Below are 23,488 nucleotides of genomic sequence, written 5' to 3' on the forward strand. Positions count from 1 at the left end.
GTAGTGACGCATTGGCAATACAAGCAAGAGTAAAGATAAATATTATTCCTTTACAAATTCATAATGCTTCATTATCAGATATTCTTCTTTGTTTTTTGGTTGGCTCGTCCATTTATCATTTCTTAAAAAATAGTGAATTGCCTTTGTCTCAGGGAATTTATTAGAAGAGGAAAGAAAATCAGTTGCTTTATACGATATTTTTGCATATTCCATTATAGCAAGAGTGTCGTTGTTTGTTTGCTTACTATTTGCAGGCACTCGTTCATTGATTCTGTAAAAACCAGAAACCGTTAAAGAATCATTAGGAGCTATATTAAAAATGGTATAACTATATCGCCCTTCTGCTGTATTGCTGCCATTAAAAAACACAAAAGAACAACTTTTGCCTCTATTTTCAAATAAATCATACCAAAATACTATAGGTACACTTAATATTTCAGCATAACTATATAAGGGATAGCGTTGTTTTTTGTACTCTAAATAATAATGAGGGTAGTTGTCATTTACAGTTAGTGTTACTAAATCCTCTTCGCAAGTAGGTCTTCCAGTTGATTTATTGTCATATTCTGAACGCCACGATAAAACTTCACTGATGTAAGTAGTATCTTTTGTTAGTTTTTTGTCCTCATCTTCAAAAACGATAGTATTTGTAGTTTTTCTGTCATTACAAGCTATCGTTAGCAAACATAATAAATATATGAGATGTTTCATCTGAAAAATTGTGTTTATAGTTATTCATATTCAAAAAGTTTTATTCTAAAACTTTTTTCAGGTTTTTAGAATCCATCAGATAAATCATAAACATTATTGATTTCTTCAGCTCCAGCACAAGTGGAATCTATATAGTATTGAACTTTCCTATCTTGTTCTTCATTGAAATAATCTACTTTTATCTCTTCTTCTGAAAAAACATTCCATCTTCCGTTATTATAACAAACATTTATACTCTTGCTATTCATATCATTTTCATTCATTCGCATTATTCGCAAATATTGTCCCTGACTACAACAATCCTCAGGTCTATTGTTAAAACGATCATAAACATATCCTTGTCTAAGGATTATTGTATATTGTAATTCAACATAGCCTATTTGTACAATTTCTTTATAAACATTGTCTTCTTCGATAAAAATAGTATAAAGATAACGCGGACGAAACCTACTTTCCTCTCCATTTGCATAGTAGAAATCCCACGCTCTATCCCTATTTTGTTGTAATCCATTATATCCAAAAATAGAATCACCTGCCATAATTTGGCGTGTTACAAGTAGCTTCTCTTTACTATTGTGATCATCTTCTTTTACATCTAAGAGATAGAAAATAGAATCACGATCATAATCTACTACAAAATTTTCTGTATCAACAAGATTTTTGTGATGATTACAGGCTATTGTTAGCAAGCATAATAAAGATATGAGATGTTTCATCTGAAATGTAGTTTTTAATCAAATCATAACCAGCCGGAATATCTTGAAAGTTATAGATTTTTTTATTATTGCCATTCTTCAATTTCATTAATTCGTAAATCTACATTACAAATCTCTACTTCTCTTTCCCCTACTTTTAAGCGTATATTAGCTCCTGTTTTTGTATCATTTACCTCTATGATCAAATTACCAACTTCATTCTCTTGCCCTTTAAAGGCTTTTTCAAAACTATCCATTACTTCAGCCACATTAAAATTATTCCATAATCGATAAAGTTTACCATCATCTCCAAACCATTTTATAAATATTACAAAAGGTATAGCCCTTGGTATAAGAGAAGTATATTGAAATTTTTCAGGAATTTTATATTTTTCTATTTGGTTTTCTCCCCAAGTACGTTCTCCAAACAATATTTCCCCTTCATGATTAAGTCCCCCATAATAATAGGAATGTATATACTTATTTTTATCTTTAGTAATAAGGGTCATTTTCCAGAGATAACGTTTTCGATAACTATCCCATAATCCATAAGGAATCTTAAAAACATCTTCTATAACAAGAGGTTCAGTAACAGGTGTCCCACACTGTTGATACTGCATTCGTATTTTTTCTTTTGGGAGTCCTAATTTTATAACATAATCTCTTTGTTCTATAGTGTGTTCATCTAAAATAACATCTCCTGTTCTTTTATAATATTCGTCTGCTTCTTTTTTGGTTACAAAATCAATATCTTTTATCTTTTTTGCTTGGTAACGCCCTACTTCTATAACCCTGCCATAGTTGTGTAACCAAACAAAAACTACTCCCCCAGGGGCTAAACCTACTTGTATATTATATTCTTCTATTGTTGGAGCTGTATCATCCGCTATTGAGATTCTGTATACCTTCTCCTCTAAAAGTTGAGCTATCTTCAGAGAATCTAAAGGCTGATTTTCTAAGAGATATTCACATTTTTCTACATACGAAAGCCAAGAAACATCTAAGTGAGTAGGAACCCCTTTAGCTTCCTCCTCCTCTGAGGAACCAAAAACACCCGTAGCTCCCCTCTCTATAGAAAAATGGGGAAAGGGACCTTTATTATCGAATAGGAAAGATTGTCCATTTCCAAATTTACTAGCTCCGTCTTTCCCATATACTACCCCACGATAAGCTCTTATAGGATAGCCTGATACCGGTTTTACATAAGCGACCCAATGATATTTCTTATTTATATTTTCTTTTTCTTTCTCCTTACAAGAAGTTAATGATGAAAATAAAACTAATAGGGTTATGATTATATTTTTCATTGCTGTTTTTCACCTTTTTTATATTTATTATAGTAACATTTCCTTCACGGGCTTGGTGGAAAGTCTCAGCTGTACTCTCTAATAATATTCTTAGGAGCACTTACATTGATATTTCCTTGTCCATCCATAAGGTAAGTATTACCACTGGGGTCTTCTATCTCAGTAGTAATACTCCTGATATTGTTAGAAATTTGTTAGAATGTTACATCTTCAAAAGTTGAACTTTTTTTATAAAAGTAACTGTATTATTTCCCATATTTGTACTTTTTAAATGCGTTTTTTCAAAACTATTATATAAGGATATTGTTTTTTGGGTCTCTTCCATAGATTTAACATTCGCTTCTGTAATTGAAAAAGAGAAACTATTAGGATTTGTAGATAAACGCTCTTTAAAAAAAGATATATCAGCGTAATTTTCGCCTTTTTTGTATGCTTTTTTTGTGATACTTACTATTCCTTTTTCATCATAAATATAGAAAACTAACCACTTTTCAAAGCCGTCGGCTTGTTGTTTTTGTGTAACTAAAACAGCTTTTAATATTTTGTAGTTGAATCTATATTTACTTTTCGAGCTTACTAAAAATAAATCTTCTAAGAGGAAATAATCCCCTAAACAATCATCTAAGAAATCTAATATTTCACTAATATCTTTTTGCTCTAAAATTTTAGTTTTCAGAAAATTATAGTATTGCTTTTCCAAAAAATATACATCTTTTTTGTTTACTTCTATTTTATATTTCGAATCAAAGAATTTTAAATTTAATGTTGAGTCATCAACAAATAATGTGGCATTATTATTTTTGGTTATTAGATGTAATTTACAAGAATTATAACTACTTGCATCAGTATAAGCATCATACAACAACGCCTCTTTCCCCTTTTCATATACAAATTGATGAAAAATGGGGAAAGCTACACTATCTTGAGGAATATTATTTTCCCCTTCTATAGTATATTTATCATAAAGCATCCTAAAACGTAATTCTTCCTTTTGAGAATATGCATAAAAGCAACTCAACAATAGTATAAAATATAATTTCTTCATTCCTTTATTTTTTTGTAGTGTACTAAACCGAATTTATTAAAACTCAATACTGTCATTTTTTTTATATTCCGAGAACTGCTTTATTTTGACTTTTTTGTCTATTAATTTATCATTTTTAAAGGTAAGAAAAATAAGATAGTTAAAATTTCCAATGGTTGTATATGAAAAATTTGACAACCTTACATTTACAAATGTTTTATTCTTTTTCTTTTTATATACGATGAAAGAAGGGTAGCAAGTTCTTTCAAAATCTGATATATGCAATGGAATTATCATTCCGTTAAATTCAATAATAGGATTTTGCTTCTCCAATTTTAAGAAATCCTTTCTGAACTGTTTGAGTTCTTTGTCAGTACTTGGTCTTCCTAAGAACTGTTCTAATACATTATCGCTCTTTATAAATACATTGATACTGTCTTTCCCCATTTTCATATAGGAAACATAATACACTACGCTATCTTGTCTTCCTATAATTCTACAATAATCAATGCGTTTTTCTATTGATGTTTGTGAAAACAAAGAAAACGTACTGATAAAAACTAAAACTAATGTTGTGATTGTTCTCATATTCTTGTTAAAACTTATGTAATTTCAATTCAGAAAAAGGTATTCCTCTATCTTTGAAAGAGATAGTTTATTATTCTTATATTCAAGATAGATATAATACGCATAATTCCCCACAGGTGAATGAGAGAAATTTGTTAGATCTAACTTCAAAAGCGTTTTGTTCTTACGTTTTTGATACTTAATTTGCATAGGAACACATTTTTGAATAGTCCTTAGTGTAGTATCTAAAATGACAAATTGGTCGTTAAACTGAATTTTTACTCTCTTTTTACCTAACTTTAACAGCTCTTCTTTAAGATTTGCATCAAGGAGAGCAAAGGGAGAAGATTTCTCACCGAAATAGTCATTATCTTCTGCCATAAAAAGTTTTATTTTATCTTTAAAGAAAGTTTCTTCAAGCACATAATACCTATTACACAACTTTGTACTATCTTCTCTACAGTCAAAATTACCATTCTCAGAAGGAATTTCTATAAAATAATAATTATCATCCACTCTTCTAATACTATTTTGTGCACAACAAGAGAATGCTATGAGCAGGGAAATAGTTAAAAACAGGTTATTTTTCATATCCAATTAAGTATTTTTGTTTTAAGTGCAAAGATAACAAAAAATAGTAAAGAGCCTAATGAAAAACAAAAAATATTTTGCGTATTGTTTTGTCTATTAGGGTTTAATGGGGGCGTTTGCAAACGCCCGTACACCACGCGCTGTAAAAGCGATTGATTATCATAAATACTCATAAATGATAAAGCGACCTTGGGAGTTGGTGGGGACTTTTATTTTCTTTTCGCCTTTGATGAAGTGGAAATTGCGCCTTGTTTCCCCATTGTCGATGATAGTCCCGTGCTTTTTGTCTATTTTGATATAGTATTCGTACATATCGGCTTCAAAAGGCAGGTCTTTGCCATAGGTGCTGTAGCGTTTGTGAGGGATATAACCTTCTGAACCTCCGCTGTAAAACTCAAGAGCGCTGCCTCGGTAGTTGTATTTGGTTACATATTCGCCATAATATTTTTCACCTTTTAACGTATAGAGTCTACTTGGGGCTAAAGAAATGTTTTGACTGGCGAGCAATACATACTTTGCTTTGATGTACTTCACTTGCTGTAAGGAGTCTAAGGCTTGTGGTGAGAGTTGGGCAAAGGTATTGGCAATACAAGCAATAACGAGTAAGAGTGTTAATTTCATAGAGTATAAGGTTTAATATTTTTATATTTCTATCAAATGACCATCAAATAAAAACTAATTGACTATCAGTGATTTAATTTTTAAAAGGGCTTTTCTATCAAATGACCATCAAATAAAAAATTAGGACTTTATTCAGCCTACAAAGGTATAAAATATTTCTATTTTTCCTATTTCCAAAACTTGGTGATGAAATTTGCGGTGAGTGCCGATACGGGATAGCGGTGTATATCGGTGATGGGTATGCTGTTGTCAAGGCGTTCGGGGGTGGTGATAATCCAAAAAGAAGTGTAGATATGCTGGTGAGTGAGTTTGTGGATTACAGGCATTTCGTTGTACAAACTCACGGTAGCGGAAGGTAAGATAGAGGCTATTTCTTCGGTAGTAGCAGGAGCGTTAGTTTCGAGTAGAGGAAACTCATAGAGTCCGTGCCAGATATCTTTGCCTTTGCGCTTTTGCAAAAGGGTTTGTCCGTAAGGGTTTAACCATACGAGGTAGTTGAAATAGCGCTTTTTGATAGTGATTTTCTTGAGTTTTACGGGTAATTCGTTTACCTTGTTATGGTGGAATGCCCAACAATGGTCGCGCAATACGCAATTAGCGCAATCGGGATTCTGGGGGGTGCATTGTAGTGCGCCAAACTCCATTATTGCTTGGTTGTAACCCCCCGCATTCGCTTTGTCTAAACACTCGTGTGCCAAGACTTTAAACTCTTTTGCTCCTTGAGTGCTGTTGATAGGGGTTGCGATGCCAAACACACGTGAGAGCACGCGGTATACATTGCCATCGACTACGGGGCAGGGTTCGTTATAGCAAAAAGATGCGATGGCACTGGCTGTATAGTCACCTATGCCTTTGAGTTTTACGAGTTCTTTATATGTTTTGGGGAAGATACCACCCAGTTCGGTAGCGATATATTGGGCGGTGTGGTGTAGATTTTTGGCGCGGGAGTAGTAGCCTAAACCCTGCCATAGTTTGAGGACTTCTTCTTCGGGGGCATTTGCCAAATCGGTGATGGTGGGGTAGTTGCTAATAAAGCGCTGGTAGTAGGGCAGCCCTTGTACCACACGTGTTTGTTGGAGGATAATTTCGGAGAGCCACACCTTATAGGGATTAGCGGTGCCACGCCAAGGCAAGTCGCGCTGGGCAGTGGCATACCAATTTTCTAATTTGTCGGAAATAGGTTTCAGGGGTTAGGTTTTAGGTGTTAGAGAGTGTTGCTACTCATTGGTGAATTTGCTAATTAGATAACTACAGCTGTACCGCTAACAGTAACCATTAGCATACCGCCGTTAGCGCCTACGGTTTCATAATCGAGGTCGATACCAACGATCGCATTAGCGCCTTTTTGGGCAGCGCGTTGTTGGAGTTCAGCAAGGGCAGAATCTTTGGCTTCGATAAGGACTTTTTCGTAGGTAGAGGAGCGTCCGCCAAAGAAGTCGGTAAGTCCAGCCATAAAATCTTTAATAGCATTTGCTCCGATGATAGTTTCACCGGTAACGATGCCTAAATACTGTTTGATAGGTTGTCCTTCGATAGTGGGGGTTGTTGTTAAAATCATAGTGTTAAATTGTTAATTTGTCAATTAGCGAGGGTTGTGAATTACTACAGCTCCTTGTGATTGATATTCTGGAAATTTATCATCACAAGTAATAATAGGAACTTTTTGATCTATAGCGTGAGCTATAATCGCAAGGTCGGTAGGGTCGTTATGTTTTGGTACAAATGTAAGAGTTGAAGCTATTAGAGCGTGTTCTTCTTTAAAAGGCAATACTTTTATAATAGGGATCGTATTTAAAATTGCTCTAATAAGTTTATCTCCTGTATCAAGTAAATCATAATCAATATGTTTAAACTTTTTCTTTCTATATAATTGTGCTATTTCTAACAGAGAAATAGAACTTACATAGAAAAGATTTTGAGAATCTTCTAAAATTCTCAATATAGGAGATTTTAATTCGGTATAGCGTCCTTCATATAATATGATGACGATGTTGGTATCTAAAAAATAGTTCATAATTATTCTTCTTGCAACAATCTTGTCATCATATTAGAACCATACACTAAATCTCTATCCTCTTCTGCAATAGTAAAAAGAGGTTTTTTAGCTAATTCTTTAGCATAATCTAAAAGTGATTTTTTCTTGGTAGATTTTATTACTTCACTTTTAGTAACAGACTTATGAACGACTTCATTTTCAGCTATTTGAGTGTCTTCTAAAACAAGTGCTTCCATAATGTTGTTTTAATTTTCTGATTTCTCAGTGTTTTCGGGTTTCTTTTCGTTGGGGTCTTTAGCGGCATCTTTGAACTCGCGGATGCCACTGCCCAAACCGCGCATTAGTTCAGGGATTTTTTTGCCTCCAAAGAGCAATAATATAAGGGCTACAATAATGACGATTTGCCAGGGTCCTACGACCCCTAAAAATATACTTAGCATAGTTTCTATTAGTTAAGAGGTAAGAGATAAGAGGTAAAGTGATACCTATTAGCTGTTACTTGTTTGTGGTGCAAAGGTATAAAACAATTAATAATTAACAATGAATAATGAAGAAATTTTTGGATTTTAGAATTTAGTTTTTTTCGCGAATAGCTCCTGCGTCTATTAGCAAACTTTTACAAGCGTCTAAATTTGTTTTTTCATCTTCGTTTATTTCAATGCCATAGTCACTTAGGATATTGTCTAACGCTGAGGAAATAATGGAGTAGTCACCATCTTCTAAGAAATAATTGATATTAGGATTAGCGCCTTTACTGAGTAGATATTTCATCAGTTTAGGGTTGTGAGTATATGAGGTAACTTGTAGCGCATTGATGCCATCATAACCAAAGAAGTTGATATCAGCACCTAATGAAAGCATTTTGTCGGCTAAAGAGATAGTTTGCTGTACAATTAGATCTTCATTAGCGTTGGGTGTGTTTTCGGCTATTTTGCAAGTAGCAGAATCGAATAATTGGGTAAAGGGAGTACATCCTAAGTGGTTGATGCAGTTGATGTTTGTTCCTTCGGGGACTGTTTTTTCAATATTTTTCCAATCAAAATTATCTACAGCATTAAAGAGTTTATTTTCTTCTTTTGTGAGGGTAGGGGTTGTTTCTTTGGCGTAGAGGAGAGTTAAAAGTTCGGTATCGCAATATACAAAAAAGTCTTTTATCTCATCATAAGAAAACCTACAGTTATATTGATTGAAGAAGTAAGATGTTTTGTTGTTTCGATATTGGTCAGCAATTTTATTTATAATGTTGTTGTTGATTTCGGGTTCATTTACACAAGCGTTCAGTTGTAAGGTCTCGTTATTTTGGGAGAAATAAATGCTTTCAGAAGATATGATTAGCGGGCTGTCGCATAGGGCGATGAGCATTTCTTTAAAATAGTTTTCAGCTTCAGCTCTTTTGTTGTGGGTAAAAACTAATTTTTTTAGAGGGTCTTTAGTTTTTACCCATTCATGATTGAGATGGAAAGGGTACCATTGCTGAGTGAGTTTTTGGGCTACTTCCCATACTTGTAAAGCGAAGTTAAACTTTGCGCTACGTACACAAAGTTCTGTAGGGAGTTCTTTTTTATCAAATTTTGCAAAGAAGTAAGCTTTTTGAAAATCATTTAGGCTTCTCAAAAGATAAGGGGAGTAATTAATTTTTCTATCTAATGAGTGATAAGTGCTTAGGATGTCACTTTTAGTTTGAAATTGTTCGCGGGAGTAACGTTCTGTAAAGTGTTTCATAGTTAGTTACTAACGAGTAAATTCAATTGATTTGACAATCGCTTCGAGTTCAAAGAGCATATCGCGTTTGGCGACTCCTGGAGCATATAGGAAACCTTCCACAACTAAGAGTCGGTTATGGGCTTTATCCTCAATGATGTAGTTGATATAAGGACCTCCAAGAGCGAAGCCTTTTACTTCCCATAAACCTTTGCTTTCAATGGCTTTATGTCCTTTGATCATCACCTCGCTGATGCTGGGAGCAAGGTAGGTTTCGGTAACCATATACATACCTTTTTCGGGGCCTGGGATATATTTTTCGCCTATAGAATCGCGCATTTTCACAATAGTTTTGGCGCGACCTTCCTCATCGGTAGGGATGCTACCAAGAGGCATTTCGTAGAGGATGATGCTTGCTTTACCGCCTTTGATAGGGCGTTCCATCCAAAAGAAGTTGTTGCCGTACTTTTGGATATTAAACACGTTAGGCATAGTGAATTTAACACCTAAGGTATTTTCTACTTGTTTGTCTTTACTAAGGGAATTATCAAAGCGTTTGCGTGTTTCGATAAGTTCATTATTTTTGAACTCATTGACAAACTCTTTGTGGTATTCTTCAACTTTGCAAGCGATGTCGCGTACTTGTTTGCCTTGTACTACACATACTACTTGAGGTTTAGCGAAGAGATTTTCTTTTACAAACGCTTTTTTCTCATCACCGCGTTGAACGATGAGGATATTGCGGCTATTGCGGGTATTGCCTTCAAATACTTGGGGGGGAATTTGATGGAGAGTGAAGGTAGGTTCTTCGGTAGGTAGCCCGTCGACAGGGGCAGCGAAGTAACGGCGAATGGTATCACCTATGGTGCCTTCCCATAAGTCGTTGTCAATCACCACAGCTACGCTGTTGATAGGACCCACTGAAGGGGGCAAGTAGGTATCGTTTTTACCGTTGTTAGTATCGTTGCAAGCTGCAAAAAGGAGAGCGCTCAACACGCTAAAGAATAATAGACGTTTCATAAAAAAGATAATTTTCTGCTTTTCGAAAAAATGTGTAGCTAAAATCGTTCCAAAGTGATATTTTTCTAAGAAAAAAGCTACTAAGCATCTCTGTTTAGTAGCTTTTTTTATATGTTTTAGCTTTAATTTCTTTAGTAGTTACACATATATCATAACCTTTTTCTTTTAAACCATTGGAAAGTTTAGCATCACAAGTCCATATTTTATGTCCTTTTTCCAAGTGAAGAGCTACAAAAGGATAATCATCGGGGTCTATGGATTCAACTATACGTTGTGCTTTTTCAATATTTCTCTGTGGTATATCATCTAATTTAAAAAAAGTGATATTCTGGGTAAAATCTTTTAACAGAGCTTTTGCTTGTTTTTTGGTTAGCTTTGTATTTTTTAATATTTCGGGCAAGTGTTCCTCTATTTCTTCTAAAAGAAAGTCGGGAGCTATAAATTGCAATCTATTCTTTTTTTCCTTTAGAATAGATGCTAAAACTCCATTAGGTGAATAGAAGCAACTAAAAATAATATTACTATCTGAAATAACAATCATACGGTTTGTTTTTTACTTCTTTTAGTAAGAGCTTCATCCCAACGTTTAGCAACAGCTTTGTTTACTTTTTTTGAAATTGCCATAATTTCATCGCGATATTTGATAGGGATACCATCTTCATCTTCTTCAAGTTCTTCAGTAATTGTTGCTGTTTTTTTAGCTTCTTTTGTTTTTGTAACGGTCGTAAAATCAAGACTTTTAGCAAATTTTACAAAGTTCATAGCTGCTGGGCTATTGTCGTTGATAGTTATTGTGTAGGGCATAATAATTCAATTAACAATTAACAATTAACAATTAACAATTAGCAAAAACTGCGCCAAACAAAAAGCTGTTAAAACCTTGTTTTTTTATAATAATCTAATAATTTACTACGATATTGAGACGTTTGGCTAAGAGTTTTTGCAGCTGGATGTAGTTCATCACGTTCTCTAAAAGTTCTTTTTTTTCTTCCTCGTTAGCTTGTGCCATTTGCTGCGTAAGACTTTGGATGAGGTGGTGTACTAACAAACTCCTAATATTGAGAATGATATCGCCTACAATAGTTTCAAGATGCGCATCTTTTGCTTTGGGGACGATGTCGCGTTTGCTCCAATTGTGTAGCTGATTGTTTTCGTCGTCTAACAACATTCCTGATACTTTTTCGCTTAGTTCTATAGGCAACTCGTTGGCGATGCGATTGACGTCATAATTAGGGTTTTCGCTGAGTTTGCCCATCAACAGTTCGTAGATTTGTTTGAAATCGGGGTTGGCGAGTTCTATTTCGTCTTCTTGAAGTTCGAGGAATATCTTTTCGTAGATTTTCAGCGTTTGCTGTACCTGCTGTTCTTTGAGGGTGCCGTCTTCTTCTTCCACGAGTATGGTATCGGTGAATACGCATTCTCTATTGCCGTAGAGCAAAAGGTTTTTGATGAGGTCGTGCTCTAAGACTTCTAAGCGGTTTACGGTGCGTTTCTGTGCTTCTTCTGGCGTTTGCACTACTTGCATCGCGGCTTTTTGCTTGCGCTCTACTTTTTGTCCTTCATAAAAGTCCTTTTTGAGGATTTGCGCCAAAGTAGAGAAAAGCACTTGCTCCGAGATGTCCATAATGGTAGCGCACTCACGCACATATACTTCCCGCTTGATAAGGTCAGGGATTTTAGAGATACTCTCTACCATATCGCGTATGGTTTCGGCTTTTTTGATAGGGTCGTTCTGCACCTCTTGCATTAGGAGGGAGGCTTTGAAGCGAATGAAATCGGTGGCGTTACTTTCGAGGTATAGCACGAGGTCTTCATAGGCGGTTTTGCGAGCAAAGCTATCGGGGTCATCGCCATCAGGGAAGGTGCAGACTTTCACGTTCATACCCTGCTCCAAGATGAGGTCTACCCCGCGAATAGAAGCCCGTAAGCCTGCAGCATCGCCGTCGTACAACACTGTGATGTTGGGTGTAAGGCGGTGAATGAGCCGTATTTGGTCTTGTGTAAGTGCTGTTCCGCTTGAGGCTACTACATTTTCGATACCCTTTTGGTGCATTTGAATCACATCGGTATATCCTTCAACCAGATAGCAGTTATCGGCTTTGGCGATGGCTTGTTTTGCAAAGAAGATTCCATACAGCACTTTGCTTTTATGGTAAATCTCGCTTTCGGGGGAGTTGAGGTATTTAGCTTGTTTCTTGTCGTTGGTAAGGATACGCCCCCCGAAGCCCAGTACGCGTCCGCTCATAGAGTGAATGGGGAACATTACGCGCCCTTTGAAGCGGTCGAACTTACGGTCGCCATTGACGATGGTGAGTCCGGTTTTTTCTAAGAACTCCAACTGATAGCCTTTAGCAAGGGCGGTATCGGTGAAGGCTGTCCACTCGTCGGGGGAGAAGCCTAAGCGGAATTTTTGGATAGTTTCCTCAGTAAAACCGCGCTCTTTGAAATAGGTCATACCGATAGCTTTGCCAGCTTCGGTATTGAAAAGGGTGTCCTGAAAATATTGTTGGGCGTATTCTGAGACGATATAGAGGCTCTCGCGCTCATCGGCTTGTGCTTTTTCTTCCGAAGATTGCTGAGTTTCCTCAATATCGATATGGTATTTTTTAGCCAAATAGCGAATAGCTTCGGGGTAGGTGAAATGCTCGTGCTCCATTAGGAAAGCAATAGCATTCCCGCCTTTGCCACTACTGAAGTCTTTCCATATTTGCTTTACGGGCGAGACCATAAAGCTGGGTGTCCGCTCGTTGGAGAACGGACTCAATCCTTTGTAATTAGAGCCTGCACGCTTGAGTTGGACGAAGTCGCCGATGACTTCCTCCACCCGCATTTGGTCGTATACTTTATCTATGGTATTTTTTGAAATCACTGTTTTTTAGATTAAGGAAGAAAGGATTAATTTGTTAATTGTTTCAGGTCGTCCTCTAATTCTTTAAGGCTGTTCTCACGTTCTATTTGGCGTTGCTTAGCTTGGTATTTTTCATACTCTTGAGCAGATTTCTCTATAGCCATTTGGTGTGAAATCTTACCAGCGTGTTGTAAGAGCTCTCTGCCATTGAGTTGCAGGATAATATCCAAGCGGGCTATCCAGTCTTTCATATACATAGGCGTTTGCTGTTGTGCCATAGTTTCGGCGAAAGCTAAATATTGTTCTACAAGCAAGCCCAAAAGCTTTATTTCCTCTTCATTGAGGTAGTTCTTGGCGATGCTTACTTCACTTTTTTTAATAGTGGCAGCAGCTGTTTTGTCGTAGGATTGCATACCCAGAAGGGGTAAAGAGGCATCAGCACGATTATAGACTATCTCGGCAGCTGTTTGCTGGCTAACCGCCCATAGGAGTTTGTTTTGCACTACCTTAAAGAACATTATGGTTTGCTCATCTTGAGGGTTGTAGTCTATACTGGTTTTGTATATATCTTTAATTTTTTGATAGAAGAACCGTTCAGAGATTCGTATTTTGCGGAGGCGTTCTTGGAGCTGGTCGAAGTAGTTCATCGCAGTACCTTGCTTAAAACGCTCGTCATTTAACACAAAACCTTTGATTAAATACTCTTTGAGTTGCTGAGTTGCCCAAATACGAAAACGCGTTCCTTGTTGTGATTTTACTCGGTAACCTACTGAGATAATCACATCGAGATTGTAATATTTTACCCAATATTCTTTTCCATCAGTAGCAGTTGTCCGGAAATTCCGGATAACTGAATTTTTATCTAATTCTCCTTCTTTAAAGATGTTGGAAATATGTTCGCTTATAGTTCGCTTATCTTTACTAAAAAGAACAGACATTTCGGCTTGTGAAAGCCATATTGTTTCATCTTGGAAGCGTACATCTATCTTAACATCTCCTTCTTGATTTTGGTATATGAGAAACTGTGAGTCCATAGGGTTTATTTGTTTGTCAATCATTTTACCCCTCGATAGTAGCCTCTTCGAGCTTGCCGTTGAGGTTGCCATATACGGTAATGGCGTGCCCCCAGAACATATCGTCGTCATCAAAATAGATACAGAAACGCTGGTCATCAAAGAGGATTATACTAGAGATGTTTATACGATAAGCAAAGCTTTTTTGAGTAATCATAGGGGTAGTAACTCCTGTTTCTTTTAGCCACTTATTAGCTAAGTCGGTAAGTTTTTCGGCAGCAAAGGTTTTCAGGTGTTCTATCCACAGATTAAAATTATCCTTAGTAAGATTTTTAAAAGATTTTAAGAGGTTTTGTAGTGTGCTTAGTTCGGTAGTTTCTACCCCAAATATTATTTGTTTATCGGTATAGAGAATATCACCTTCAAACCAATCTTGTTCTCGGTCGAGATCTAAACTAAAATCTTCATCTTCATAAGTAACTTCGGTGTTGTATTCCTCAATAATAGGGTCGAAACGAGGTTCGGTTATATTCTCTTCCAAGACTGCTACCAACATAAAGCAACGTTGCTCAGGGTGTGAGAATTCCGGCTTTTTAGGGCGTACTTTGATGCGGAAAGCTTCTAACGGAGCGAAATAATACTGCCAATTACTTTCATCAGTTGCTAACCATTCCAAACGGATATTCTCTTCGCAAAGTTCACCTGTTTTTACATCAATATATGCCAAAGGGTTGTTAGAAGGTACCCAAGCTCCATTATAATAAGCTGCTCCATTGGTAGGACTTTCAATGAGCACGATAAGCTCCTTTTCTTCGGGAAGGAACTCATCAGAGAATTTCTGTACAGTTTGTGGGCTCATAGTTGTAAGGTGTTAAATAGCAAAGGCAAAGTTATACAATTATTTTGATAAAGCAATATTTTATTGGGTGAAATAGATTAGTTTTCGCCTATAAATGCTCAGTAATTTTGATTTGGAAACAAATCCTTCGTACTTACCGTCCTTCACTACGGGCAGATTCCACGCGCCGGTGTGCTGAAACTTATCCATTACAGTGCTCATTTTGTCCTTGCCCATTTCTATGATGGCAGGTGGTTTTTGCATTAGTTCTACGGCAGGAATCTTGTCGTAATAATCGGTTTCGAAAATCAAGTGCCGTATGTCGTCAAGCAGGATTACGCCTTGTAGCGTACCCGTTTCGCGGTCGAGTACGGGGTAGATGTTGCGGTTTGATTCGCGCACAGCATTGTACACTACCTCGCGGAGTTTCATATCGGTATATACGGGAGTGAAATTGTGTTCCACCACTTGGTCGAAGTCCATTAGAGTGAGTATAGATTGGTCTTTGTTTTGGGATATGAGCTCTCCTTTTCTGCCTAATTCCATTGTGTAAATAGAATATTTATTGAAATATTTGGCTACCGAAAACGATACCGCGGCGGTGAGCATTGCTGGTACTAACAGCGAATAACCTCCGGTTACTTCGGCAATGAGGAAGACGGCTGTAAGTGGTGCGTGCAATACGCCCGTCATTAGGGCAGTCATTCCCACCAAAGTAAAGTTAGGCAAAGCTGCCTTGTAACCCAAAATAGGAAACTCGTTGATAATCCGCGCGAAGCAGTTGCCCATCACTCCGCCCATAAACAACATAGGTGAAAAGATACCCCCAACACCTCCTGCACCAAAGGTGAGCGAGGTAGCGACGACTTTGGCAAAGGTGAGCGCTGCCAAAAGTAGGATAATCACCCACGCATTGGATAAATCCCAACCAAAAATATTGCTACTCAGTGATAATTCGGGGTGACCCTCTTTCAAGTGATTGATAATCTCGTGTCCTTCGCCGTAAAGTGGTGGCATTATGTAGATAAGCAACCCCAAAAGAGCTCCACCTACCACAATTCGGAGCCAAGGGGAGGAGATTTTTTTGAAAGCAGCGTTGATTTTTTCATAAATATAGGTAAAATAAGCCGACATCAGTCCGCCTACAACCCCTAAAAGAATGTAAAACGGAATGCCTTGCAATGAAAAAGCACGTGTAATCGTCATTGGGATTAGCACTTCACTACCAAAGAAGAAATAAGAGGTGAATACTCCGCAAAGGGAAGCAATAAACAGTGGTATGAGCGATGAAAGCGTTAAATCTAAGCCAAAAACCTCAATAGCAAACAATATGGCTGCAATAGGCACTTTGAAGATAGCTGCCAAAGCTGCTGCACAGGCACACGCTAAGAGCAACATTCGGTTAGATTGGTTGATGTGAAAAAATCTACAGATATTAGAGCTTATGCCTGCTCCTGTTACTACCATAGGCCCTTCGAGCCCTACCGACCCTCCAAAGCCAATAGTGATAGGAGCAGTGAGAATACTGCCATACGCCTGATAACGTTTCATTATCCCTTTTTGATGCGCTACTGCATAGAGAATTGAGGGAATTCCGTGATTTACATCGTGGCGTATTACATATTTTTTTACCAAATACACAATGGCAAAACCTAACATCGGGAGGATAAAATAAAAACCGTAGGTAATTGTTTGTGCGAGTTTACCGTCTAACAGCCACTGAATAAGGTGTGTGAACGAGCGCATTGCCAAAGCCGCTAAGCCTGTAGCAATACCTATTACCCCGCTGAGAATGAGGATGAAATGCCTATCGGAAATATGTTTTACACGCCAAATTAAAAGACGTTTGAGAAGATGTTGTGGGTGGGTAGTCATTGTTTATATTGAAAAATCAGCGGCAAAAGTACGAAATATTTACTTTTTTCACTACCTTTGTGCGAACTAATACAGATAAACAATGGAAATACATCTCAAACGCGTATATGAAGAAAACGACCCTAACGATGGTTTTAGAGTACTTGCCGACCGCCTTTGGCCACGCGGCATTAAAAAAGAAGCACTTGCTTTAGACCTTTGGGCAAAGGAAATCGCCCCAAGCACCGAATTGCGCAAACGCTATCATCAAGATGGTGATTTCGAAACTTTTAAAAAGGATTATACCGAAGAACTAAAACACAATGTGGATTTTCCGGCTTTTTGCGAAAAGCTGAAAGCACACAAAGTGGTAACCTTGCTCACTGCCAGCAAAGAGATTGACAAAAGTGCCTTACCTATCTTGCTATCTCAAATAAGCTGACCTATTTCGTCGTGAATGTAGAGTCGTCCTTCACAGAATTGCGCTAATTCTTCTTCTATAAACCATTTTGCTTCTGTAATAGAAGTTTTAGGGTATAACAAGTGTACATTGGCGCCTGCATCAAGAGTGAAGCAGAGGGGTACTTTGGTGTCTTTTCGGTATTGCCAAATACGCTGAATAACTTCTAAGGTATTGGGACGCATTAAGATAAAGTACGGAATGCTGGTTTGCATCATCGCGTGAAGGGTGAGGGCTTCACTTTCAACAACCTCCATAAAATGGTCTAAATCACCGGAAGCAAAACTGCTAACTAGTTGGTTGATATGCTCGTTGGCTTGTGCAAAACGAGCCTCGGCAAAAGGATGACCGTGCATCAGGTTGTGCCCAACGGTGCTACTCACTTGTTTCTGACCGCGGTCGATGAGTAAAATAGTATCTTGGTAATTTTGAAAAACTTCGTGAACGGGTAGGGGGTAAGTAATGCCATACTCGTCTGAACTGCCTGTAATAGCAGGGTGTTCGCCCCATACAACGATACTGCCTTTTACACTACGGCAAGCACTACCCGAACCTAAGCGCGCTAAGAAAGACGCTTTTTGCCAAAAGGCTTCTTCGGTATAAGTTTCGCCTAATTCTTCAGCTATTTTCATCAAACATACCGAAAGGGCAGCCATAGCACTCGCTGAAGAGGCAATACCACTACTATGTGGGAATGAATTATGAGAGGCAATGTTGAAGTGATAATCCTTTAAAAAAGGTAGATAAGGAAGAATACGCTCGAAAAAAGTGCTGATTTTAGGGTGAAAGGATGGTTTAGGTTGTCCATCAAAGCTAAAGTTAAAAGAAAAAGGATCGCCTGAAGCTATAGAAGATTCAGTTCTACGTTCATAATCGATAGAAGTTTGGGTATAACAATGCGTAAGAGTGAAACTAATAGAGGGGTTTGCGGGGAGTTGTTCTCCCTTTTTGCCCCAATATTTTACGAGGGCAATGTTACTGGGTGCTTTGAATGTTGTCATTTTTATTAGGTAAGAGGTAACAAGTAAAGCCAGCGAGTTGGCGCAGCTGGGTATGTGAGTAAAGTTAGCGAGGACTTTGATTTAAAATAAGGGTTTTTGTTTAGCGCTTCTGAATCTGAGAATTATTACAATATCTTCTTTGACTTCATAGTAAAGTATAAACTTCTTTTTAAAGAAAATGCGTTGATAAACATTTTCTTCTTCTATGTATTGAGCTAAAAAATAAGGATCTTCTTCTATTTCTTTCTGAACTTTTTCTGTTTCAATTGCTATTTTCACAGAATAAGTATCGGATTTATTGTTTTCACTCCAAAAGTCTAAAGTGTTTTCTAATTCTGTTCTTGCCTTACCCGACCATTTTACTCGTATACTTTTTTCTGATAATTTCAAACAATTCTCCTCCATCAATCCAATTACCATTTTTAACATCTTCGCGAGCTAAAGCAATTGCTTCTCTATCCTCATCAGTAATTAGAGAGGGGTATTCATAAGGATTGGTTACCTCAATCCCTATTGTAGCAAAGTAATCAACTATTTGTTGATACTCTTCAAAATTAATATTTTTGTTTAAGACAAGTGTGTTCATATTGTTGTTGGTCTTTTTGGGGTTACCCTTTATCTCACTGGGCGGTTCATCACTAAGTCGATGTAGAGATTTACCTTGTCTTTGAGTTCTTTGCGGTTTACGATGAAGTCTAAGAAACCGTGTTCGAGTAAGAACTCAGCAGTTTGGAAGTCTTCTGGGAGGTCTTGCCCTGTGGTGTCCTTCACTACACGCGGACCTGCAAAGCCTATGAGGGCGCCTGGTTCGGCGATGTTGATGTCGCCTAACATTGCAAATGAAGCGCTAATACCTCCCGTAGTAGGGTCGGTACAGAGGGAGATGTAAGGCAGTTTGGCTTCGTCGAGCTGAGCGAGTTTGATAGAGGTTTTAGCCATTTGCATTAGCGAAAGGGCAGCTTCCATCATTCGGGCGCCTCCTGATTTAGAAATCATTAAGAAGGGGAGTTTGTGTTTGATAGCATAGTCGATAGCGCGGCAGATTTTTTCACCTACTACGCTTCCCATAGAGCCCCCGATGAAAGCGAAATCCATACAGCCTATTACTATAGGTTTGCCTTTGGAGTTACCGACAGCGGTGCGTACGGCATCTTTAAGGTCTGTTTTTTGGGTAGCTTCTTCTAAGCGTTGAGTATAGGCTTTGGTATCCACGAAATTGAGGGGGTCTTTAGAAGTCATTTCGGGGTTGAGTTCTTGAAATTCGTTGTTGTCAAACAATATTTGGAAGTACTCTTTACTGCCTATACGCACGTGGTAACCATCGTCGGGACTTACGTAGAAGTTGGTGGCTAACTCGTCCTGTTCTACGATGTTACCGCTGGGAGATTTATACCATAATCCTTTAGGGATATCTTTTTTTTCCTCAGTTGAGGTTTGTATTCCTTTTGCTGTTCTTTTAAACCAAGACATAATCAATTAGTTTTAGTGAAGTGCAAAAGTACGAAGTTTTTTTTAAATAGCAATTTTTAGCTAACAAATAGTATGATTGCTAAAGGTTAAAAAAACTAAAGATTTGTTCTATTAATAGGGGAAGTTGAAAAAATCACTTGAGGAATTGGCGGTAGATAAAAAAAACTTAAAAAAATTTGCAGATTCAAAAAACTGTTGTACCTTTGCCGCGTCAATCAAACAAAAGTTCATCATTTTGCGGGTGTGGTGAAATTGGTAGACACGCTAGACTTAGGATCTAGTGCTTCACGGCGTGGGGGTTCGAGTCCCTTCACCCGCACTTGCAAAAGGCTGCCTACATCAGGCAGCCTTTTTTGTTATTAATCAATAATAAGTATGAAAGTATCAGTAGAACTTACCTTCAGTCCGTTGCAAGATGATTTCGAGCAACCTATCATTCATTTTATCAAAAAATTGCGCGCCTCTGGGCTTATCGTGCAAGAAAATCCTCTTAGCACTCAAGTGTATGGCGACTACGCCCAAGTAATGAGCGTGCTCACTACCGAAATAGAAGAAGCACTCGAGCTGGTAGAACGCGGATTGATGTACATAAAAATCGTAAAATCCGACCGCCACGAGTATAAACCATTTTTCTAATGACGAATGACAAATTACGAATGACGAATGACTGATTTTTTTGCGCAATATAGAGGAGTAGAGACACATTTGGTAGTGCTCGAAATTATTGGGGTTATCTTTGGATTCCTCAGTGTGTGGTATGCTAAAAAAGGAAATATTTGGGTATACCCTACGGGTATTATCAGCACGGTGCTCTTTGTGTACTTGCTATGGCACTATGTGTTGTGGGGTGATATGCTCATCAATGCTTATTATACAGCAATGAGCATCTACGGCTGGGTGTTGTGGGCAAAGAACGCACAGAATAATGTAATTACCATTTCGGTTACTACGCGCCGTGATTGGCAAATATGTGCGCTTCTGGGGCTGTTTAGTTTGAGTTTTGTAACCATAGTATATTACCTCAAACCTTATATCAAGAACGATTTTTCAATGCAGGACATTTCCTTAGGTTTTCACAACTTCCTCCCTACCGAATATGTTGATGTGTTCACTACTGCCATTTTCTTAGTAGGAATGTGGCTAATGGCAAAACGCAAGATAGAGAATTGGATTTTTTGGATTCTCGGAGATCTTATTTCGGTGCCGCTCTACTTCAAAAAAGGAATGCTTTTTACTTCTTTTCAGTATTTATTATTCACTATCATCGCCATAATGGGCTATATAGAATGGAAAAAACACTTGCGCAACGAGAGAGTGACCTCAAACGTATCGTCTTTATAGGTCCTGAATGTACGGGCAAAACTACGCTGAGTCGTACCCTTGCCGAGCGTTACCAAACCGTATGGGTTGAGGAGTATATGCGCACTTATTTGCAGCACAAGTGGGATACCCAGCACCTCACCTGTACCCCCGATGACCTACTGCCCATCGCCCGCGGACAAATAGCGCTTGAAAACAAACGCATTGAGCAAGCTAATAAAGTGTTATTCTGTGATACTTGTCTGTTAGAACTGATGATTTATTCGTATCTTTACTATGGCTATTGCGACCCATTGATAGAGCACGCTGCTCTTGCCCATCATTACGATGCTATTTTTCTTACCTATATAGATGTACCTTGGCAAGCCGACGACCTACGCGACAAACCTTACGAACGTGAAAGTGTTTTTACTTTCTTTCAAAAACAATTAGACGACCGAGGTATAAAATATCAAATTTTAAAAGGAAGTGTTGAAGAGAGGATACTTTTTGTAGGAGATAGAGGGTTAGGATATAAGGAATAGAAAATAAAAATCCCAAGTATTGTTGAAAACAATACTTGGGATTTTTTATATGAATTACTACACTACTAATCGGCGAGGATGACAGCCTTGTTGTGATTACACTCCAAAGTGCCCCCGCTAATTGTAAAAGATTTCAGTTCTTTTTTACCTTCAAAAAGGGTAACCTCGCCCGCGGTAAGCATTGAAATGATAGGGGCGTGGTGGTCTAATATTACAAAAGGTCCCTTAGCCCCAGGAACATTCACTGCGGTTACTTCACCTTTAAACAAAAGGGCTTCGGGAGAGAGGATTTCTACTGTCATAAGTGCGAGCCGCACGGGCTTTTTTTGTTATTGTTTAAAACTTTGTCAAAGGTGCAAGCCGCACGGGCAATTAAGGACTTTGACAAAGTATATGATATTCTGATTAACTCGCTTCAGCAAGCATTTTTTCACCAGCTTCAATTACTTCTTCAATAGTACCTTTAAGGTTGAAAGCAGCTTCAGGGAGGTGGTCGAGTTCACCGTCGAGAATCATATTAAAGCCTTTGATAGTATCTTTGATATCTACGTAAGCCCCTGGTAATCCGGTAAATTGTTCGGCTACGTGGAAAGGCTGTGACAAGAAACGCTGTACACGGCGCGCACGAGCTACTGCAATCTTGTCGTCTTCGGAAAGTTCTTCCATACCGAGGATAGCGATGATATCTTGCAATTGTTTGTAGTGTTGCAAGAGTTCTTTCACACGTTGCGCACACTCGTAGTGTTCTTTACCGAGAATTTCGGGGGTAAGAATACGTGAAGTAGAGTCGAGTGGGTCTACTGCAGGGTAGATACCGAGCTCAGCGATTTTACGCGAAAGTACGGTAGTGGCATCGAGGTGGGCAAAGGTAGTAGCCGGCGCAGGGTCGGTAAGGTCATCGGCAGGTACATATACCGCTTGTACTGAGGTGATAGAACCGTGTTTGGTAGAGGTGATACGCTCTTGCATTGCCCCCATTTCGGTAGCCAAAGTAGGTTGGTAACCCACCGCTGATGGCATACGCCCTAACAAGGCAGATACTTCAGAACCTGCTTGAGTGAAACGGAAGATATTATCGACGAAGAAAAGCACGTCTTTACCTTGTCCTTCACCAGCGCCATCGCGGAAGTACTCAGCAATGGTAAGTCCAGAAAGAGCTACACGCGCACGTGCTCCAGGGGGTTCGTTCATTTGCCCAAATACGAAAGTTGCTTTGGACTCTTTAAGAGCATTTCTATCTACTTTACTCAAGTCCCAGCCACCTTTTTCCATTGATTCTACAAACGCATCGCCATACTTAATAATGCCTGATTCAATCATTTCGCGGAGGAGGTCATTCCCTTCACGGGTGCGTTCACCTACACCAGCGAATACTGAGAGACCGCCGTGACCTTTGGCGATGTTGTTGATAAGCTCTTGGATGAGCACCGTTTTACCTACACCAGCACCGCCAAACAGACCGATTTTACCTCCTTTGGCATAAGGTTCAATAAGGTCGATGACTTTAATGCCAGTGAAGAGCACTTCGGTAGTAGTAGAAAGTTCTTCAAATTTAGGGGCTTCACGGTGGATAGGCAAACCGTTATCGCCATCTTTGGGCAGGTTGCCAAGGCCATCCACACCGTCGCCAATTACGTTGAAGAGGCGACCATAAATATCGTGTCCTATCGGCATTTTGATAGGGCTACCGGTAGCGATTACTTCGGTATCACGGCTAAGCCCTTCGGTAGAGTCCATAGAGATAGCGCGTACTACATCTTCGCCTATGTGCGATTGTACTTCTAATATAAGTTTAGTGCCGTCGGGTTTGGTGATTTCTAAAGAATCGTAAATGCGAGGCAGTTGTTTATCCGATGCAAACTCTACATCTACCACCGGACCAATAACTTGAGCTACTTTTCCTTTTTGAAACATATTTTTTTCAGTT

General features: G+C 38.4%; 30 protein-coding genes, 1 tRNA gene and 1 pseudogene. 5 read left to right on the plus strand and 27 right to left on the minus strand.

Features of this window, described 5'->3' with window-relative positions; genetic code table 11:
• Window positions 1-42 precede the first annotated feature (42 nt).
• From I7X29_RS04155 to I7X29_RS04250, 21 genes and pseudogenes are all read right to left on the minus strand, one after another.
• Window positions 43-711 (minus strand): hypothetical protein, encoded by a 669-nt coding sequence (locus I7X29_RS04155; RefSeq protein WP_198472951.1) that lies wholly within the window; start codon window positions 709-711, stop codon window positions 43-45.
• A 65-nt stretch (window positions 712-776) separates the two neighbouring features.
• Window positions 777-1,427, minus strand: coding sequence for a hypothetical protein (locus tag I7X29_RS04160; RefSeq protein WP_198472952.1), 651 nt, complete (start codon window positions 1,425-1,427; stop codon window positions 777-779).
• Window positions 1,428-1,492: 65 nt separating this feature from the next.
• Complete coding sequence (locus tag I7X29_RS04165) at window positions 1,493-2,713, minus strand: DUF2931 family protein (protein WP_198472953.1); 1,221 nt, start codon at window positions 2,711-2,713, stop codon at window positions 1,493-1,495.
• Window positions 2,714-2,796: 83 nt separating this feature from the next.
• A pseudogene (locus I7X29_RS15735) lies at window positions 2,797-2,871 on the minus strand (bacteriophage T4 gp5 trimerisation domain-containing protein); the annotation flags it as partial.
• Window positions 2,872-2,915: 44 nt separating this feature from the next.
• Window positions 2,916-3,758: a hypothetical protein gene (locus I7X29_RS04170; RefSeq protein WP_198472954.1), complete on the minus strand. Its 843-nt coding sequence runs from the start codon at window positions 3,756-3,758 to the stop codon at window positions 2,916-2,918.
• Window positions 3,759-3,794: 36 nt separating this feature from the next.
• Window positions 3,795-4,325: a hypothetical protein gene (locus I7X29_RS04175; protein WP_198472955.1), complete on the minus strand. Its 531-nt coding sequence runs from the start codon at window positions 4,323-4,325 to the stop codon at window positions 3,795-3,797.
• A 24-nt stretch (window positions 4,326-4,349) separates the two neighbouring features.
• On the minus strand, window positions 4,350-4,895 hold the full coding sequence (locus tag I7X29_RS04180) for a hypothetical protein (RefSeq protein WP_198472956.1): 546 nt from the start codon (window positions 4,893-4,895) through the stop codon (window positions 4,350-4,352).
• Between the two features lie 159 nt (window positions 4,896-5,054).
• Window positions 5,055-5,516 carry a hypothetical protein gene (locus tag I7X29_RS04185; protein ID WP_198472957.1) on the minus strand — a complete coding sequence of 154 codons (462 nt, stop codon included), beginning with the start codon at window positions 5,514-5,516 and terminating at the stop codon, window positions 5,055-5,057.
• A gap of 167 nt (window positions 5,517-5,683) precedes the next feature.
• The gene (mutY, locus tag I7X29_RS04190; protein WP_198473343.1) at window positions 5,684-6,703 is read right to left on the minus strand and encodes an A/G-specific adenine glycosylase; all 1,020 of its coding nucleotides are present in this window, start codon (window positions 6,701-6,703) and stop codon (window positions 5,684-5,686) included.
• A gap of 53 nt (window positions 6,704-6,756) precedes the next feature.
• Window positions 6,757-7,074 (minus strand): heavy metal-binding domain-containing protein, encoded by a 318-nt coding sequence (locus I7X29_RS04195; protein ID WP_106096080.1) that lies wholly within the window; start codon window positions 7,072-7,074, stop codon window positions 6,757-6,759.
• Window positions 7,075-7,098: 24 nt separating this feature from the next.
• Entirely contained in the window at window positions 7,099-7,530 is a 432-nt protein-coding gene (locus tag I7X29_RS04200) for a type II toxin-antitoxin system VapC family toxin (protein ID WP_198472958.1), read from the minus strand.
• Between the two features lie 2 nt (window positions 7,531-7,532).
• The gene (locus tag I7X29_RS04205; RefSeq protein ID WP_198472959.1) at window positions 7,533-7,748 is read right to left on the minus strand and encodes a hypothetical protein; all 216 of its coding nucleotides are present in this window, start codon (window positions 7,746-7,748) and stop codon (window positions 7,533-7,535) included.
• A gap of 9 nt (window positions 7,749-7,757) precedes the next feature.
• Window positions 7,758-7,952: a Sec-independent protein translocase subunit TatA/TatB gene (locus tag I7X29_RS04210; RefSeq protein ID WP_198472960.1), complete on the minus strand. Its 195-nt coding sequence runs from the start codon at window positions 7,950-7,952 to the stop codon at window positions 7,758-7,760.
• Between the two features lie 133 nt (window positions 7,953-8,085).
• Window positions 8,086-9,234 (minus strand): ankyrin repeat domain-containing protein, encoded by a 1,149-nt coding sequence (locus tag I7X29_RS04215; protein ID WP_198472961.1) that lies wholly within the window; start codon window positions 9,232-9,234, stop codon window positions 8,086-8,088.
• 9 nt (window positions 9,235-9,243) lie between these two features.
• Entirely contained in the window at window positions 9,244-10,233 is a 990-nt protein-coding gene (locus I7X29_RS04220; RefSeq protein ID WP_198472962.1) for a DUF4837 family protein, read from the minus strand.
• Between the two features lie 94 nt (window positions 10,234-10,327).
• Window positions 10,328-10,774 carry a PIN domain-containing protein gene (locus tag I7X29_RS04225; RefSeq protein ID WP_198465837.1) on the minus strand — a complete coding sequence of 149 codons (447 nt, stop codon included), beginning with the start codon at window positions 10,772-10,774 and terminating at the stop codon, window positions 10,328-10,330.
• A complete protein-coding gene (locus tag I7X29_RS04230) occupies window positions 10,771-11,037 on the minus strand; it encodes a glutaredoxin-2 domain protein (protein WP_198472963.1) in 267 nt (88 codons plus the stop codon). Before I7X29_RS04230 ends, I7X29_RS04225 begins: the two co-directional genes overlap by 4 nt.
• 94 nt (window positions 11,038-11,131) lie before the next feature.
• The gene (gene dnaG / locus I7X29_RS04235) at window positions 11,132-13,102 is read right to left on the minus strand and encodes a DNA primase (protein ID WP_198472964.1); all 1,971 of its coding nucleotides are present in this window, start codon (window positions 13,100-13,102) and stop codon (window positions 11,132-11,134) included.
• A gap of 26 nt (window positions 13,103-13,128) precedes the next feature.
• The gene (locus I7X29_RS04240) at window positions 13,129-14,139 is read right to left on the minus strand and encodes a virulence RhuM family protein (RefSeq protein ID WP_198472965.1); all 1,011 of its coding nucleotides are present in this window, start codon (window positions 14,137-14,139) and stop codon (window positions 13,129-13,131) included.
• A 1-nt stretch (window position 14,140) separates the two neighbouring features.
• A complete protein-coding gene (locus I7X29_RS04245) occupies window positions 14,141-14,953 on the minus strand; it encodes a DUF2262 domain-containing protein (RefSeq protein WP_198472966.1) in 813 nt (270 codons plus the stop codon).
• 60 nt (window positions 14,954-15,013) lie between these two features.
• On the minus strand, window positions 15,014-16,807 hold the full coding sequence (locus I7X29_RS04250; protein WP_088593143.1) for a chloride channel protein: 1,794 nt from the start codon (window positions 16,805-16,807) through the stop codon (window positions 15,014-15,016).
• Window positions 16,808-16,889: 82 nt separating this feature from the next.
• Between I7X29_RS04250 and I7X29_RS04255 the strand changes: the two genes are divergently transcribed.
• Window positions 16,890-17,228, plus strand: coding sequence for a DUF488 domain-containing protein (locus tag I7X29_RS04255; protein ID WP_198472967.1), 339 nt, complete (start codon window positions 16,890-16,892; stop codon window positions 17,226-17,228).
• Here I7X29_RS04255 and I7X29_RS04260 read toward each other — a convergent pair.
• The 4 genes from I7X29_RS04260 to accD all read right to left on the minus strand — a co-directional run bounded on the left by I7X29_RS04260 (window position 17,216) and on the right by accD (window position 19,717).
• Window positions 17,216-18,247, minus strand: a complete 1,032-nt coding sequence (locus I7X29_RS04260; protein ID WP_198472968.1) for a diphosphomevalonate/mevalonate 3,5-bisphosphate decarboxylase family protein — start codon at window positions 18,245-18,247, stop codon at window positions 17,216-17,218. The genes I7X29_RS04255 and I7X29_RS04260 overlap by 13 nt on opposite strands.
• Window positions 18,248-18,328: 81 nt before the next feature.
• Window positions 18,329-18,616, minus strand: coding sequence for a type II toxin-antitoxin system RelE/ParE family toxin (locus I7X29_RS04265; RefSeq protein ID WP_009414285.1), 288 nt, complete (start codon window positions 18,614-18,616; stop codon window positions 18,329-18,331).
• The gene (locus I7X29_RS04270) at window positions 18,594-18,833 is read right to left on the minus strand and encodes a hypothetical protein (RefSeq protein WP_198472969.1); all 240 of its coding nucleotides are present in this window, start codon (window positions 18,831-18,833) and stop codon (window positions 18,594-18,596) included. The genes I7X29_RS04265 and I7X29_RS04270 overlap by 23 nt, the downstream gene beginning before the upstream one ends.
• Before the next feature lie 29 nt (window positions 18,834-18,862).
• Window positions 18,863-19,717: an acetyl-CoA carboxylase, carboxyltransferase subunit beta gene (accD, locus tag I7X29_RS04275; RefSeq protein WP_009414283.1), complete on the minus strand. Its 855-nt coding sequence runs from the start codon at window positions 19,715-19,717 to the stop codon at window positions 18,863-18,865.
• A gap of 237 nt (window positions 19,718-19,954) precedes the next feature.
• On the opposite strand from accD, the gene I7X29_RS04280 reads away from it, so the two are divergent.
• The 4 genes from I7X29_RS04280 (at window position 19,955) to I7X29_RS04295 (ending at window position 21,561) form a co-directional block, all read left to right on the plus strand.
• Window positions 19,955-20,036, plus strand: a tRNA-Leu gene (locus I7X29_RS04280).
• Between the two features lie 56 nt (window positions 20,037-20,092).
• A complete protein-coding gene (locus I7X29_RS04285) occupies window positions 20,093-20,353 on the plus strand; it encodes a thiamine-binding protein (RefSeq protein WP_088593139.1) in 261 nt (86 codons plus the stop codon).
• A 27-nt stretch (window positions 20,354-20,380) separates the two neighbouring features.
• Entirely contained in the window at window positions 20,381-21,058 is a 678-nt protein-coding gene (gene pnuC, locus I7X29_RS04290; protein WP_198472970.1) for a nicotinamide riboside transporter PnuC, read from the plus strand.
• Complete coding sequence (locus I7X29_RS04295) at window positions 21,004-21,561, plus strand: AAA family ATPase (RefSeq protein WP_198472971.1); 558 nt, start codon at window positions 21,004-21,006, stop codon at window positions 21,559-21,561. The genes pnuC and I7X29_RS04295 overlap by 55 nt, the downstream gene beginning before the upstream one ends.
• A gap of 65 nt (window positions 21,562-21,626) precedes the next feature.
• Here I7X29_RS04295 and I7X29_RS04300 read toward each other — a convergent pair whose 3' ends face one another.
• Window positions 21,627-21,863 carry a F0F1 ATP synthase subunit epsilon gene (locus tag I7X29_RS04300; RefSeq protein WP_009414279.1) on the minus strand — a complete coding sequence of 79 codons (237 nt, stop codon included), beginning with the start codon at window positions 21,861-21,863 and terminating at the stop codon, window positions 21,627-21,629.
• Between the two features lie 103 nt (window positions 21,864-21,966).
• Window positions 21,967-23,475 carry a F0F1 ATP synthase subunit beta gene (atpD, locus tag I7X29_RS04305; protein WP_009414278.1) on the minus strand — a complete coding sequence of 503 codons (1,509 nt, stop codon included), beginning with the start codon at window positions 23,473-23,475 and terminating at the stop codon, window positions 21,967-21,969.
• Window positions 23,476-23,488 lie beyond the last annotated feature (13 nt).

It is taken from the genome of Capnocytophaga periodontitidis (assembly GCF_016126015.1).
GTDB lineage: Bacteria > Bacteroidota > Bacteroidia > Flavobacteriales > Flavobacteriaceae > Capnocytophaga > Capnocytophaga periodontitidis.